The organism is Poseidonocella sedimentorum (assembly GCF_900116005.1).
Taxonomy (GTDB): Bacteria; Pseudomonadota; Alphaproteobacteria; order Rhodobacterales; family Rhodobacteraceae; genus Poseidonocella; species Poseidonocella sedimentorum.
Map to the genome: position 1 here is coordinate 216,934 of NZ_FOYI01000006.1, position 13,007 is coordinate 229,940.

General features: G+C 60.4%; 17 protein-coding genes. 8 read left to right on the forward strand and 9 right to left on the reverse strand.

The features are described 5' to 3' along the window. Positions 1-8: 8 nt before the first annotated feature. The 4 genes from BM353_RS10735 to BM353_RS10750 all read right to left on the reverse strand — a co-directional run bounded on the left by BM353_RS10735 (position 9) and on the right by BM353_RS10750 (position 3,637). Positions 9-1,130, reverse strand: a complete 1,122-nt coding sequence (locus tag BM353_RS10735; RefSeq protein ID WP_092080576.1) for an alanine racemase — start codon at positions 1,128-1,130, stop codon at positions 9-11. Next, entirely contained in the window at positions 1,127-2,326 is a 1,200-nt protein-coding gene (locus BM353_RS10740; protein WP_092080579.1) for an N-acetyltransferase DgcN family protein, read from the reverse strand. Before BM353_RS10740 ends, BM353_RS10735 begins: the two co-directional genes overlap by 4 nt. 646 nt (positions 2,327-2,972) lie before the next feature. Beyond that, positions 2,973-3,326 (reverse strand): hypothetical protein, encoded by a 354-nt coding sequence (locus tag BM353_RS10745; protein WP_092080582.1) that lies wholly within the window; start codon positions 3,324-3,326, stop codon positions 2,973-2,975. Next, complete coding sequence (locus BM353_RS10750) at positions 3,323-3,637, reverse strand: hypothetical protein (protein ID WP_092080585.1); 315 nt, start codon at positions 3,635-3,637, stop codon at positions 3,323-3,325. The genes BM353_RS10745 and BM353_RS10750 overlap by 4 nt, the downstream gene beginning before the upstream one ends. A gap of 273 nt (positions 3,638-3,910) precedes the next feature. On the opposite strand from BM353_RS10750, the gene BM353_RS10755 reads away from it, so the two are divergent. The 3 genes from BM353_RS10755 to BM353_RS10765 all read left to right on the forward strand — a co-directional run bounded on the left by BM353_RS10755 (position 3,911) and on the right by BM353_RS10765 (position 5,147). Next, positions 3,911-4,336: a hypothetical protein gene (locus BM353_RS10755; protein WP_092080588.1), complete on the forward strand. Its 426-nt coding sequence runs from the start codon at positions 3,911-3,913 to the stop codon at positions 4,334-4,336. Then, positions 4,333-4,746, forward strand: coding sequence for a hypothetical protein (locus BM353_RS10760; protein WP_245759626.1), 414 nt, complete (start codon positions 4,333-4,335; stop codon positions 4,744-4,746). Before BM353_RS10755 ends, BM353_RS10760 begins: the two co-directional genes overlap by 4 nt. 212 nt (positions 4,747-4,958) lie before the next feature. After that, the gene (locus BM353_RS10765) at positions 4,959-5,147 is read left to right on the forward strand and encodes a hypothetical protein (RefSeq protein WP_092080591.1); all 189 of its coding nucleotides are present in this window, start codon (positions 4,959-4,961) and stop codon (positions 5,145-5,147) included. A 59-nt stretch (positions 5,148-5,206) separates the two neighbouring features. On the opposite strand, the gene BM353_RS10770 is transcribed toward BM353_RS10765, so the two are convergent. Further along, positions 5,207-5,941: a Crp/Fnr family transcriptional regulator gene (locus BM353_RS10770; protein WP_092080593.1), complete on the reverse strand. Its 735-nt coding sequence runs from the start codon at positions 5,939-5,941 to the stop codon at positions 5,207-5,209. A gap of 149 nt (positions 5,942-6,090) precedes the next feature. Here BM353_RS10770 and BM353_RS10775 point away from each other — a divergent pair, with 149 nt between their 5' ends. From BM353_RS10775 to BM353_RS10785, 4 genes are all read left to right on the forward strand, one after another. Beyond that, positions 6,091-6,327 (forward strand): hypothetical protein, encoded by a 237-nt coding sequence (locus BM353_RS10775; protein WP_092080669.1) that lies wholly within the window; start codon positions 6,091-6,093, stop codon positions 6,325-6,327. A 94-nt stretch (positions 6,328-6,421) separates the two neighbouring features. Further along, complete coding sequence (locus BM353_RS17170; protein ID WP_092080596.1) at positions 6,422-6,556, forward strand: hypothetical protein; 135 nt, start codon at positions 6,422-6,424, stop codon at positions 6,554-6,556. A 341-nt stretch (positions 6,557-6,897) separates the two neighbouring features. Beyond that, the gene (locus BM353_RS16940) at positions 6,898-7,074 is read left to right on the forward strand and encodes a hypothetical protein (protein WP_177220530.1); all 177 of its coding nucleotides are present in this window, start codon (positions 6,898-6,900) and stop codon (positions 7,072-7,074) included. Between the two features lie 285 nt (positions 7,075-7,359). Next, positions 7,360-8,682, forward strand: a complete 1,323-nt coding sequence (locus tag BM353_RS10785; protein ID WP_092080599.1) for a DUF6538 domain-containing protein — start codon at positions 7,360-7,362, stop codon at positions 8,680-8,682. A gap of 112 nt (positions 8,683-8,794) precedes the next feature. On the opposite strand, the gene BM353_RS10790 is transcribed toward BM353_RS10785, so the two are convergent. Beyond that, positions 8,795-9,127: a winged helix-turn-helix transcriptional regulator gene (locus BM353_RS10790; RefSeq protein WP_217645964.1), complete on the reverse strand. Its 333-nt coding sequence runs from the start codon at positions 9,125-9,127 to the stop codon at positions 8,795-8,797. Between the two features lie 111 nt (positions 9,128-9,238). On the opposite strand from BM353_RS10790, the gene BM353_RS10795 reads away from it, so the two are divergent. Beyond that, positions 9,239-9,709: an SRPBCC family protein gene (locus tag BM353_RS10795; RefSeq protein ID WP_092080602.1), complete on the forward strand. Its 471-nt coding sequence runs from the start codon at positions 9,239-9,241 to the stop codon at positions 9,707-9,709. 96 nt (positions 9,710-9,805) lie between these two features. On the opposite strand, the gene BM353_RS10800 is transcribed toward BM353_RS10795, so the two are convergent. The 3 genes from BM353_RS10800 to BM353_RS10810 form a co-directional block, all read right to left on the reverse strand. After that, positions 9,806-10,081, reverse strand: coding sequence for a hypothetical protein (locus BM353_RS10800; RefSeq protein WP_092080605.1), 276 nt, complete (start codon positions 10,079-10,081; stop codon positions 9,806-9,808). A gap of 79 nt (positions 10,082-10,160) precedes the next feature. After that, positions 10,161-10,580 carry a hypothetical protein gene (locus BM353_RS10805; RefSeq protein WP_092080608.1) on the reverse strand — a complete coding sequence of 140 codons (420 nt, stop codon included), beginning with the start codon at positions 10,578-10,580 and terminating at the stop codon, positions 10,161-10,163. 174 nt (positions 10,581-10,754) lie between these two features. Then, a complete protein-coding gene (locus tag BM353_RS10810) occupies positions 10,755-12,092 on the reverse strand; it encodes a hypothetical protein (RefSeq protein ID WP_092080611.1) in 1,338 nt (445 codons plus the stop codon). Positions 12,093-13,007 lie beyond the last annotated feature (915 nt).

The following is a 13,007-nucleotide window of genomic DNA, read 5'->3' on the forward strand; positions in this document are numbered from 1 at the left end:
AAGGCCGGTCAAACCAGCGCCAAGTGGTCGACCTTGCCTTGAGTTTGCTGTGCTGGTGGTGTGGATGGATCGCCAAAAAGTGTCACTTCGATGTCTGGCGCAGCCATAGCATGCATCAACGCCTTGTAGTTCATTTGGAATCTCATCTCGGAGCCCACCGATGGCAGGGAGTGTGACGTTCCAATGACAAGATGATCGCTGGTCGCTCCGATCAATGTGCTGCCAGCAGGCATTGAAAGCCCAGGAATGTCGGTGTCCTGATGTCCCATCGCGAGGATCATGCGCTTGGAAACATCGCTGGCTTGCGCGATGCGGCGCCTTGCCAAATTTGGACCGACCAGAACGATGGCGGAGGGCGCAGGTTCTGGATCCGTTTCGATAACTTCGGCGACAAGCGTGAAGGCGTCGGTGTGCAGCCCACTGATCTGGTCCCCAGAGACCGGCTCAACACCCAGTAGGATCGCCTCACCCAGACGAAGGTCGTTGACACGACCGGTCGCGCGTTCATCAAGCGCCCAGGGCAAATTGGCTGAGTTGCCACCGGAAACGACATCGAGGAACGGGCCGCATACCCCCTCGATCTCATCCGCGAGGTCGCTGAAAGTGGTCATTTGCAACATGGTCGGGGCAAGGCCGCTCAGACAGGCGAAGTTCGCACCAATCCCAATCAGTGCAACCCCTGACATTTGCATGACCTGTTGTGCGATACCTGCCAGGTTCTCGGGTCGTATCCCGTCGCGCAGATCACCCATTTCGACCATGAGGACGATACCGTGGACGGACCGAATGCGGATCGCGGCAGCAGCCAGCGCCGAAATGACCGAAAGCTCGGTGTTATAGCTCACGTCACAGGACTGAACAACTTGATCGGCCTGGCTTGTCATCGGCGTACGGATCAGCGTGATTGGGCCTGTCATGCCTGCCGCACGTAACCTTTGCACGTTGCTTATACGCGCATCTGCAAGCCCTGAGGCCCCGCCATCAAGCATGGCTTGAGCAATTGCGGGATGTCCACAGACAGCTTTGGTCACACCTGTGACGCCGATCCCGAGCGGGCCCAAACGCTCAGCGATTTTCTGGGTGTTGTGACGTATCTTGCCTATGTCCACTTCGATGCGCGGGCAGGTCATCGTGCAGCCACGTCAGGCCTTTGTGTCGACTTGGGGTATGCCGCGACCACCATCGCAAGCAGATTTTCAGCCGGTCGGGCCAACGCATCGGTGACCGGCAGCCCGAGGCTGAGTGATTGGGCCGCGATAGTGGCGGTGATTTCGGCCTCAGACATCCCCTCGTGGTTGAGCGTGATGCCGATGACCTTGGTATCGGCAAAGGCCTCGATCAAGGCGATCTCACTTGCCGCAGACGGCATCGGCATATCGGGAAAGTCACAGCGGTGCGCACGTTTCGGAGCGTGCTGAAGGATGACAGCATCCGGCTGGCTCCCCCGAAGGATAAAGGCGGAAGTACAAAACGCGGGATGGCTCAATGCGCCTTGGCCTTCGATCAAGATGATATCCGGTTGCTCCGCTTCGGAAGCCGCAACAATCGCGCCTTCAAGTTCGCCGCAGCAAAATTGAGGCGGTATGGCGTCCATCGCGATGCCGTATTTTGCTCCCTGCATCAGGCCGGTCTGGCCTGTGCCGACAAGCACTGTCTTGATGCCCTGCGCATTCAGAGCCCGGGCCAAAACGGTCGCCGTTGTCCGCTTGCCGATCGCGCAATCAGTCCCAAGAATGGCAATCCGCAGCGCCTTTACCCCAGCAACACTGCCATCAAACAGGCGCATGTCCTTGCTGGGTTTCGGCTTGCGGATGTCGCGGATCGTGACATTTCGAACTGACGCTGCGTTGGATATTTCTGGGTCATCACCCAAATACTCATGCAGCCCGCTTACGATGTTCATGCCAAGCTCAATCGCTTGGAGAACGACGCTTCGATCCGCAGTCGAAAGACGACCTGTTGACGGGGCCATCCCATAGATCAGCGTATCGGGGATGACGTCTTCATGGGCAACTGCGGCGTCCAGATGACCAAAGATTGGTATGCTGTTGCTTGCGTCGTCTAGAACGGATCCGCTGTCTTGCCCGCTACAGGTGCTGTCGATGACGGAAAGGATACGATAGGCTTGGGAATGGCGCACAAGGCCATTTGCCGTCTTGCCATCGATTTGCGCGAAGTTCCCTTCGCAATAGACGACTGCCGATGGTGGCGCTGAGACTTGCGTGATTGCCGGCGCATGTTTGGGGTTGCTGCCGGTCGATGGCGGCGCTTGCGCGCCTCTGACAGGACGGCGGATGGTGTCGACAGTTTGAGATTCGGTTTCCATTGTAGTTCCCTTTGTGATCGGCACGGAGGACAGAACTGTCCTCACCTGCGCATGTCGAAAGTCTTGGTGTCGTGCTTTGCGCCTGGTCGCCAAGGACGCACAGCCCCGTCGATTTTTGGAATCTTTTTGGTGCATTCCCATCGGTTGCCCGACCTATCCAGATGCGCATAATCGGGAACGTTCATGACTTCTCATGTCTCGTCTGTAGCGTCGTTTGCACGTTCGCAACTCCACCCTGTGCAGCAGCTTGCGTCGCCGAAATATGCGTTTGCAGGGATCGCGGCGGCTGCGCACAGACCAGCCTGTTCAAACAAGCCACGCTCACATGTTCAGGGCTGACCGTCTCCAGATCCATTCAGATAGGCGTCGGCCGGAACCGCGCTGGCAGTACACTGGTCGCGATTTGCTTCAAACCGCGTTCGTACGTCCGCATGGAGCCGAATGGGGCAGTTGCCCGGGGATACCCCCCTAAGTTTCTGCACTGGCGGTCTCAGGCATCGGCTGACTGGCGATTTGCGCAAATGTAGGTAGTGCACTCAGCAGGACTGCAATAATCGACCCGATAAATAGGCCCATGATTATCGGTATGTCCGCTGCGATATGAGCAATGTGAGATCGAGGGGGGGGCGGCTCCGTTGACTGTGATCTACGATCCATCCAACTCAAGCTCCGCAAGACACGCGTCCGCCAGATCGCGGTTTGGGGTATCTGTACCCGGCAAAGTGGCCCAGCCGGTTTCCATCATCGCATTGCGCTGCTGAAAGCCGGACGCTTCTCGAAGCGTTGCCAGTATTGCGACGCGTTCCGCATCCGCTCGTGAAAGGTCGAGACAGACCGGCACCATGGCCAGGGTAACTTGCTCTGCGGCAAGGTTGTCGGCCATCTCACGGGCGCCGCCAGACGTGGTCCAGCCGCCCCAGGTGAAGCCAAGAACAGAGACAGCAACTGCGCCAATCAATGCGCCGTAAACACCGGGTTTCGTCCATTCGGGAAATGTCATTTTTGTTCCTTTGGCGGAGAAAGCGCCGCATCGCTGTGATAGTTCGTCTCGGTCTTGGCCTGATCCCGGCTCAGCGCCTTTGTCAGGTCGTTTTCGGAAATCGCGCGCAACTCTGTATGTCCCGCATGGCTGCCCCTGCCGCGCACGGTCAGTTGGGTCGCCGTCCGTCGGTAGGCTTCGAAGCTCAACCCCTGGAGAAGCTCTTCTTCGACGAGAACTTCGTACTCTCCAGCCGGCAGTTCGTCCGGGTATCCCGACAGGGTGAACGGGTTGGAAAACGTCACCGTCGATCTGGTCGACCGCAGGGTCATCTCTGATCTCCGAAATGTTGGCAGGTCTGTCGCTCACCACTGGTAACGGCCCTTGGGATCCCGGGCCTGACCAGTCGAACGATTTCTCCGGTTATAGCTCATGATCGCTCGCCTGGCGCTGACGCATGTTAGTGCCTGGCGCCGTCACCGGTTGCGAACTCCCGGGGGGCAAACGAGAGCACTGACCTGTGTAAGGGCGGCGAGACCGACCTGCGTGTACCCTTTGGAAAACAGGGGCGATCTGCGTTCCTGCAACTCTTGAAAGGATTGGCGATGGCCGACCCCAATGTTCTCAACCCGCACCCGCCCGAATTCGACCGGTTTCTCCAGGCATACGTCGGCGAGGACCGGAACGGCTATGCCGTGACCGTGCTCTCCACGCTGGCGCGGCTCGGTCTCGATCCATGGAAGGAAACCGCTGAGCTGGTCGCGCTGGGGCGCGATGCGGCGCGAACACGGTTGGGCAAACGCCTTGCGCGATTTCCGGATGTTCCCACGCTCGCAACCGATCACGGCAGGGTAGCAGGAGACTTGAGCCGGCTGCTTCCGGAAAGCCTCCCGTCGCAAACCCTGAAACGCGCTGCCTCGACGGTGGCCATTGGCCGCCCGGGTACAAGCGGCGCGATCTGGGCCGTGCTCGCGATCATCTTCGTGCTGATTCAAATGTTCATGGTTGGCGGGTCGGGGTCCGGCGAATGACCGTTTCCGCCAAGACATCGACGCCAATGGGTCATTCTGCGCACAAGACCGGGACGCTATCGCCGCGCGAACAGGGCGTTCTGTGGGACATGGAGGAACACTTCTGGACCAGTGGCGCGGACAACGCGCGGGCGACCACAGCGAGCAACGCCATCATGATATTGCCCTATCCGCCCGGCATCCTGCAGGGCGACCAGATCTGGACCCATCTAAAGCAGAGCAGCGGCTGGCGCTCCGTCGCCATGGCCGAACGTCGCGTCACGCGGTGTCATGACTTCGCCATTCTCACCTACCGTGTCTCGGCTGAGAAAGCCGACGTCCCGATCTACAAAGCACTCTGCGCCTCAACATATCTCAACGACGACGACACCTGGCTGAGAATCTCCCACCAGCAAACCATTGGGGGCTGAGCGCCGCGTCATTCGAGCTGCCGCACGCGCCGAGACTAACCTGCGTCAGTGCTGCATGGCGTTGATATCGGCTAGGTGAGATGTGCCCGCCGAATATTTGGCGAGGCATTTTTTTCCGAGTACCCGAGAAGCGTGTGGGCGTGTTGACCCCGAAAGGGTTCGCATGTCGGCACGCTTCTTATTTCTCGGAACGTCCAGAAAGGACATTCCCAATGACACCCGAACAGATCAAGACAGCCGACAAGATGACCTCCGTTAAGGCCGCTTGGGACAAGGCACCCTCAGGCCCGAAGAAAGATTCGGCGCTGAAGCATTACCAGGCGGCCGAGAAGGCAAACACGGCAAAGAACGACGCCGAGACCAACAAGGAACTCGACGCGGCGACCCACGCCCTCGCCTGACCTTCGGCGCCTGACCTGATCACCGGGGTCGCCTGCCAAACACGGGGGGGGCGGCCCTCTCATTTCAGAAGCGGTCCGATCTGATCCAGATAGGCGGGATCAAACTCGGCAAGGTCCACCAGCCGGTCATGATCATGAATCGTAACATGACCGTCGCGGAAGGTGACACGCCCACTCTCGCGAAGCTGCCGCAGGACCCGGTTCACGTGAACTGCACTCAGACCCAGGGCATCTGCGAGGTGGTATTGTGTCAGCGGACAATCGTACCCGTCCTTGCTTCCCATGCCCACCAGTGCGAGGCGCGATGCCAGTTCCAGCAGGAAATGCGCCATTCGGGCGTCCGCGTCGCGCCGGCCGATCCCGACGAGATGCTCCACGACCATCGCCTCGTCCCTTGACGCCGCCCAGAGGATTGCGGTCGCCAGGCGCGGGGTCTGCGCGAACGCGTCCAGAAGATCGCTCGTCATCACTTCGGCAGCCTCGATGTCCACGATGGGCTCAAAACTGTGGTCCGAGGTGCGCAAGAGAACACTTCGCAACCCAAGGAAATCCCCCGGCACCTGGAAATCCACGATTTGCCGCGTCCCGTCGGCCTGTAGCTTGTAGGAACAGACCCAACCTGCGGAAAGAATGTAGGCGGCCTGAGACGACTGGCCCTGATGGACCATATCGCGCCCCGCGACAAAGGACCTGCGGCGTTCGTGCAGTCGTTCAAGCACGGCCAATTCGACCTCCGACAAGGCGACGAAGGCTGAAAGCTTGCGTGTAAGGGGGCTGTGTTCAACCAATGTCATTGGGGCCTCATGGCATGTTGGAACCCGAGAGCGGAAATCGGCCCGGACACTGCTCTGGATCAGTCGAGCATAGAGCATTTCCTGCGAGAAGTGCGGAAGCATTTGAACCTCACCGTTCCCGGTTCACGATGCCAAGAAAGGAAACCAGGATGTCCACGACGAGCGAACATGCAGGCCAGGCCGCCCTATCGATCTGCGAGGCGCTGCTGCTTGCCTTGAACGATCGCGAGTTGCTGCCGGAGCACGAGATCGTGGGAATTCTTCGCGACGCTGCCGCGACGCACGAGAACGCCGTCGGCACCGAACTCGAAACGGAGAGGCACCGCGCTGTCGCGGACCTGATCAACGCGATCATCGCTGGCGGTAACTCGGTTCGACGCTTGTGACGCCGAGCTTCAACGAACTGCAGGAGCAGTTATGGATATCAATTGATCGGACGCCAAAAGACCAAGTCAACACGCAGGATCAGGAGAAATTCAAATGTCCAAGGGCGACAAGAAACGTGGCAACCGAGAAGCGAAGAAGCCGAAAAAGGTGAAGGAAAAGGTCGTGGCAACAGCAGACTTCACGAAGGGCAAAGCCTTGACCAATCTCGGAGAGCACAAGAAGAAATAGGTCGCGGCCCAAGCCCCTGTATATCACTGGAGACAGAGACAGGCGGCGGGGAGAGACGTGGCGACATTCTGCATCGAGTAGTGTCTGGCGCCCGGAAAATCGACGATAAAGGTTGCCGGGGAACTGCGTAGTGCGCGACATCTATATGGAAGCCGCAACTTGGCGAATTCCACTGCGTGCCTGATCTCACATGACTGAATAGTCTCTCAGCATCTCCGCGATCGCCGACTGCCCTGACTGCAGGGCCAGTTCCTCGGCTACCCTCTTTTGAAATTTCTGCCTGTTCTCGGCAACGGACGGACAGGCGCCAAGCCCTCCACGGTCAGAAAAGACCGTCACGAATGCTCGACCGGCACGCGGCGAAAAACTGTACCACGGTCGCAGAAATGGTCGCTACGGCGCAGAATCTTGGTCATTGCGATGTGGTCGCCACCCTGCGCCTCTATGGCCAGATCAGCCGGGGACGACAACGCGCATTGATCATGGGCCAGTCTTGCAATGATGCGCTGAAGGACTGATCTGACTACGGCGCAAAGAACCATTGCGCGGGGAATATATGAGGGAGCAGCTGATAAAATATTAGATTTTTGCCAACAAGTACAGCGCTCTATGCTGGTATGGTGGCGGAGACGAAGAGATTCGTATTCGCCGCGAAATGGCTCAAAAACTCCAAATTTTTATGGGTTATTGGCGAATTGACCCACTCAGATCTCAGCAAAATTGTGTAGCAAAATGTGGAGCGTCTCTTGATCGCCGGAGGCGGTCTCAATACCAGTTGGAATACTGACAGAACGGACAGGCGGATGGCAGGCATAACGAAGCGGAACGGGACCTGGCATCTGCGGATGCGCGTGCCCCGGCGATACGCCGGGGTGGAGGCTCGGGCGGAGATCCATCGCAGCCTGCGCACCGACAGCGAGCGGGAGGCGCGGGCGCGCCTGCCGGCGGCGGAGGCGGCGGTGCTGGCCGAGCTCGACTCGCGTCTGACGATGGGACAATCGCAGAGACCGGGCGATGTCTTCTCGGCAGCGGTTGCCCTGGCCGCAACGCGGGGCGTCACCTATCGCCAAGCCGACCATCTCGCGAGCGGGCCGCTCGAAGAGATCCTCGCGCGGCTCGACATGCTGAAGCCCTCCGACACCCCGCAGATTGCGCGCGCCCTTCTGGGTGGCGTCGAGGTGCCGCAGCTTATGCTGTCGGAGCTCGTCGAAGAAGTCGAACGGATCTGCGCCCACGATAACCGCTACAAGAGCGAGACGCAGATGCGCCTCTGGCGCAGTCCTCGGACCCGCGCGGTGGCGAATCTGATGGCCGGTCTCGGCGGCGATCGGCCGGTCCTCGCGCTGGAGGCCGGGGATGCACGGCGGCACAAGGCCTGGTGGCAGAAGCGCATCGAGAGGGAGGGCCAGAAGGCGGAGACCGCGAAGAAGGATTTTTCGAACATGTCGTCGATGCTGGCGCATTACTACGACAGCCTCGAAATGGCCGAGCCGCCGCGCCCGTATCTCGGCGTGACCATCCGGGACCGGCACGCGGTCAAGAGCCGCAAGCCTGAGATTCCCGTGGATTGGATTACGGAGAAGTGGTTCGCGCCCGGGGCCTTCGACGGCCTCAACGACGAGGCCCGTGACATCCTGCTGATCTCCATCGAGACCGGCTGCCGCCAGGCGGAAATCCACGACCTGCCCTCCGACGCCATTGTGCTGGATGCGGTGATCCCGCACCTGCGGATCGCCTTCGAGGACGGCGAGGAGAAGCGGGAGGTCAAGAACACCTCCTCGGTCCGGCTCGTGCCGCTGGTCGGCGTGGCGCTGGCGGCCGCGCGGCGGCATCCGAACGGCTTCCCGCGCTATCGCTACAAGCGCAGCTACTCGGCGATCATCAACGGCTACCTGCGCGACAACGACCTGATGCCGTCGCCGAAACACACGGCCGGCGGAACGCGGCATACCTGGGAAAGCCGTCTGAAGGCGGCAGGTATTGCTTCGGATGATCGGGGAGAGATGATGGGCCACAGTGTAGCCTCGGCGCGAAACCGGGAGCTCTATGGCGACGAGATGCCCTTGGGGCGGAAGTTGGATCTGGCGAAGACGGTGGCGCTGGAGATGCCATGCCATTTGGATTGATCAAGCAGGTGGCAAGATAAATTTATGATCGCAGCAAGGTCTGCTATGCGGACAAAACTGTCATACGCGGGTGGGACGTCAATGACCGCTATCTATAGGGTTCTGTTCTTTTTCAATTCGTTGAAGGTCGCGCTTTTGCTTCCCACCAAGAATGCATTGCCTTGAACGCAGGCATCAGCCCGATAGCGACGTCGGTGGCGCTGTATTCCACCTTGGGGGGCACTTCAGCGTAGACCTTTCTGTCAACCAGACCATCACCTTCAAGAGCACGTAGCTGTTTTGTCAGCATCGTCTGCGTAATGTCTGGAATACCATGCCGAAGCTCTCCAAACCTCTTGGTGCCTTGAAAGATTAGTATCTGTAGTATCGACAGCTTCCACTTTCCACCGATCATTGCAAAGACCAGCGGTGCGGGGCAGAGGTTCAAATCGGAACCGTCGTTCATGAGAGACTCCATTAGTATCATTTTGATACCTAAGTATCAAAATTCTGCCTACTTTTCAAAGTAAATGTTTTGAGCAAATCTCAGCCCAAGAAACTGGATGGAGCTCTGAAAATGATAGAACCGGCCAAGAACTACCACGCGAGCATTTATGTACCCGCATCACAAGAAACCTGTTTCCAAGCGCTCGCGACCCAAATGGACAAGTGGTGGACGCAATCAGTGGACGGTAGCTTGACTAAGGTAGGCGACAAAGTAACCGCGCGATTTCCACCCGATTACGGGTACTGGACTTTCGAGGCAACGTCTTTCCAAAGGCCCAACCGGATCGAAATGGCATGTATAGATGCCCACCACAAAGTCGAAGGTCAGCCAGAGAAAATTGATCAGGAGTGGTTGGGAACAAAGGTTGTTTGGAGCATCAATAAAGTTGGGGACAATACTGAGATCCGGATGGTCCATGATGGCTTAACTCCAACACTTAACTGTTGGGAGATTTGCCTTGATGGATGGAACCAATTTTTCAAAGGCAGTCTAAAGGCATTCTTGAATGGCAATGAGCCAACTCCCCATTCCGCAGCATAGCGGACATTGGCGCACGGCGCGGAACCTGTAACCTTGGGCTCTCACCAGTCATTCGCCCCGGACGCCCATTACTGCGTCAATGGGGCAAACCAATGGTCAAGCTGCCTTGCGCGCCGCCATTTCGGCGATCTGTCGGGCACGGGCGAGGACATCCTCGCGCGCCTCTAATTCAGCCAGTTCGGCCTCGAGGCGGGTGAACAGCGGGAGCGCCCACATTTCACCGCCCGCCAACAGGGTCGCCAGCTTATCGCGTGCCTCTGTCAGGTACGTGATGTCGCCCTGAGCTGCTCGTGCCCCCGACGCCTGCCCACGCCCGGCGAGGCCGGCGGAACCGGGGCCTTGCGATGGGAGGGTGGCGAGGGTGGCGTGCATGGGATCGTCTCGATGGGAAGGTCAGGGCTGTGCGGTTTGCCGCCCTCCGATCGCGGAGGGCGGGAGGATCATGCGATGATCAGGCGGCGTCGGCCGCGCCACCGTCCATCTGGCGTTCGCGCTCGCGCTCCGCAGCCTCTTCGACCTTGAGACGCTCGATCTCTGCGAGCCGCTTCTCGACGATGGCGTCGACCTTCTCGGGGCGCAGCGGGTGCGAGGCGATGCGCTTGCGGTTGGCCTTCGTGGCCGCCACTTCGAGGCCGGCGAAGGCCTCGACGATGAGCGAAGCATCGGCCTCTTCGATCCAGGCGGTGAAGTGCTCGCCGATGGCCTTGCGACGGGCCGCCTCGAGGCGCTCCTCGGCCTTGGCATCCTTGTCGATGGCCTTTTCCAGGGCCGCGATCGCCCGCTGTTTCGCGGTCAGCTTGGGACGGTCGCCGCCGCTTGCGCGGCCATCGGCGGGGGCGTGGAAACGGGTGGTGTCGAGCAGGGTTTTCATGGTCGGTATCTTCCTCTTGGGACTGTTTCTGGTCATGTCCGCCGAGGTCTCTGCCGCCGCGGACAGAAGAATAGTCCGACCAACGCTTTCCAATCAGAAGCGATTTTCGCGAAGTTTTTCCGGCGCCGTACCTCAAGTTGCTGAATTCACATGAAACAAATCCGGAAACCTCAGTCATAGGCGCTCGTCGTCCCCGCCTTTAACGGGGGTTTTGCGGCCCGCATCGCGGCCGGTCAGAGCCATGATGCGTGCGGTGAGAGAGACCCGGATTTTGCCGATGGAGCGACGCTCGGCGTCGGGAAGACGAGACACGATCTCGACGATCTTCTCGTCCGCGGATTGGATCTCGGCCGTGTCGCGAGCGACGGCTGTTTTCGCCTCATCACGGGCCTTCTCGCGCAAGCGCGCCAACGCCTTCGAGAACACATGGAGCGCGCGGGCCCGGCCAGCGGAAGACAGGGCCATCCGCGCCCTCAGCTTGGACAGGAGACCGGGCTTGGCATCCGGTGTCTCGACGAGCGCGGGCGTCCCGTCCCTGTCCTTGATGTCGAAGGCGCCTGCCGCCAACCCCTGGCCGACAGCAAGCACCGCATCGGCCTCCTGTTCCTTCGCCACGGCGGCGTCCTCGCGCGCTCCAATGGCGTTCTCCCGGCCGGTGAGCGCCTCTCGCTTCTGCTTGATCGTCCCTTCCTCAGCGGCCATGGCCTCTGCACGCCGGTCGAGCTCCGCGCGGGTCTCGACGATCCGCGCATCCTCGGCCTTGCGCCAGTCGGCCGTCCGCACATGCTGCCGGTAGGCTGGCGGCTCCTCCCCGGCCTGCCGCGCCTTGCGCACGGCTTCGGCCCGCCGCTCTCCACGCACGAGGCTGAGCGGAGCGAAATGCGCACCGACGCTGTCCTGCGCTGCCTCGTAATCCTTGATCAGGTCGTGCTTGGACGGTTGGAGCATCCAACGCTTCGTGCCGTTCAGATCCACCTGGATCTTCGGCACGATCACCGCGTGAATGTGGAATGCCTGCTCATCGAGGTCGGCCCGCGCATGCACGACATCCTCGCCGAAGTTCTCCAGCAGCCAGTCCCGGGCCACGTCCTCGAAGGCCTGGGCACGCGCTTCCCGAGCGGCAGGGGTGGGGAGAGCGTCGAACCAGTCGCGGTTGGCTGTCAGGATCACCTCCCGCATTGGGCCGTGGCGGGTCGCGCGCCACGGATCGCGTGGGCCTTCGGCCATGCGCTCCTTGATCTGCTTCTTTCGGCGCCGCCGCGTGAGGGTTTCGATCTCGTCCGCGAAGTTCTCGGCCTTCATGTCCTCGATCATCGCGATCGTCTGAGCTGCCCAATCCGCCTCGCCGATCACGGGCCGGTTCAGGTGCGAACGGGTCGGATCGACATGGCCGAGGTCACCGCCGTTCCGGGTGCGATGCTTCTCATAGCCACCGATATCCTTCGGGAACAAACCCTGGAAGCGGCAGACGATGGCGAACTTTGGGCAGGACTGGTGGACCACGGGGAACATCTCCGGAAGGACAGGAGACGGGGAGATGTTGTTGACCCAGGCGATCCGGAAATCGCGGTTCCTTCCTTGATGCGTCGCGGGGTGTGAGTGGCCCTCTACTCACTAACCAGCCTGCGCAGTCGTCGCGCTGCGCGCGCCTTTGTGCACAGGCTGTCGTTCGCCAGGGGAGACCCCTGAACCCCGGCGCCGCTGCCGCGCCGCCAGGGAGACGCGCCGCTCTCCCTGACCCTCTCGGGGCCTTCCGCCGGAGCAAGGGTCATCGTTCCGCACTCCCCCTTGCATCCCCCTGCTCGCAGGGGCCCGTTCGCCACGCCCCCTGCACCCCTTCGGCGTCACCCTCGGCCAGACACACCAACGCCGCGCATCGTGCGGGATGCGCGGCGTTGGTGTGTCTGCGGAGAGCGATCGCTTCTGTAAATATCCCTGACACTCTGGCCACCCGGGGGATCGTGGCTCACCGCGCACGCTCGTGCCGCGCGTATTCAGCCCAAACTCGACCATTCAGCAGTAGGAACAGCCGCCCCAGGCTGGGTGCAGTGTTCGCGAGAAACTGCTCTCCACCGTGTTCGGCACGAACGTCGGCGACGCGCAGGAAACTGACCCTGCAATGTAGTGAGCCTTGGTCACCCTTGGTTACGAACGGCCCTCTGCGGACATTCGAACCTGGCAAGGGGCATGACCGATTCCAGCCCCTTCTACGACATTCGTCCCAGGCGCAGCATGCAACCGGGCGCTGACCCAAAGGGCGAGCCCCTCTGTCGCCACGCAAGTTGCCAGAGCCTCCTGTGCGCTGATAGCCGACCCAGATCACAAAATCACAACCTAGGGTCAGGACTCATAGCCAATAAATGACGATTGCTGCGAGAGCGATGGCCGAGAGGAAGACCTTGGGGCAGCGATCATACCGGGTTGCGA

Bases quoted from the DNA above. Each gene is read 5' to 3' on its own strand.
- BM353_RS10735 (WP_092080576.1), bottom strand. From the start codon at position 1,130: ATGACCTGCCCGCGCATCGAAGTGGACATAGGCAAGATACGTCACAAC.
- BM353_RS10740 (WP_092080579.1), bottom strand. From the start codon at position 2,326: ATGGAAACCGAATCTCAAACTGTCGACACCATCCGCCGTCCTGTCAGA.
- BM353_RS10745 (WP_092080582.1), bottom strand. From the start codon at position 3,326: ATGACATTTCCCGAATGGACGAAACCCGGTGTTTACGGCGCATTGATT.
- BM353_RS10750 (WP_092080585.1), bottom strand. From the start codon at position 3,637: ATGACCCTGCGGTCGACCAGATCGACGGTGACGTTTTCCAACCCGTTC.
- BM353_RS10755 (WP_092080588.1), top strand. From the start codon at position 3,911: ATGGCCGACCCCAATGTTCTCAACCCGCACCCGCCCGAATTCGACCGG.
- BM353_RS10760 (WP_245759626.1), top strand. From the start codon at position 4,333: ATGACCGTTTCCGCCAAGACATCGACGCCAATGGGTCATTCTGCGCAC.
- BM353_RS10765 (WP_092080591.1), top strand. From the start codon at position 4,959: ATGACACCCGAACAGATCAAGACAGCCGACAAGATGACCTCCGTTAAG.
- BM353_RS10770 (WP_092080593.1), bottom strand. From the start codon at position 5,941: ATGACATTGGTTGAACACAGCCCCCTTACACGCAAGCTTTCAGCCTTC.
- BM353_RS10775 (WP_092080669.1), top strand. From the start codon at position 6,091: ATGTCCACGACGAGCGAACATGCAGGCCAGGCCGCCCTATCGATCTGC.
- BM353_RS17170 (WP_092080596.1), top strand. From the start codon at position 6,422: ATGTCCAAGGGCGACAAGAAACGTGGCAACCGAGAAGCGAAGAAGCCG.
- BM353_RS16940 (WP_177220530.1), top strand. From the start codon at position 6,898: ATGCTCGACCGGCACGCGGCGAAAAACTGTACCACGGTCGCAGAAATG.
- BM353_RS10785 (WP_092080599.1), top strand. From the start codon at position 7,360: ATGGCAGGCATAACGAAGCGGAACGGGACCTGGCATCTGCGGATGCGC.
- BM353_RS10790 (WP_217645964.1), bottom strand. From the start codon at position 9,127: ATGAACGACGGTTCCGATTTGAACCTCTGCCCCGCACCGCTGGTCTTT.
- BM353_RS10795 (WP_092080602.1), top strand. From the start codon at position 9,239: ATGATAGAACCGGCCAAGAACTACCACGCGAGCATTTATGTACCCGCA.
- BM353_RS10800 (WP_092080605.1), bottom strand. From the start codon at position 10,081: ATGCACGCCACCCTCGCCACCCTCCCATCGCAAGGCCCCGGTTCCGCC.
- BM353_RS10805 (WP_092080608.1), bottom strand. From the start codon at position 10,580: ATGAAAACCCTGCTCGACACCACCCGTTTCCACGCCCCCGCCGATGGC.
- BM353_RS10810 (WP_092080611.1), bottom strand. From the start codon at position 12,092: ATGTTCCCCGTGGTCCACCAGTCCTGCCCAAAGTTCGCCATCGTCTGC.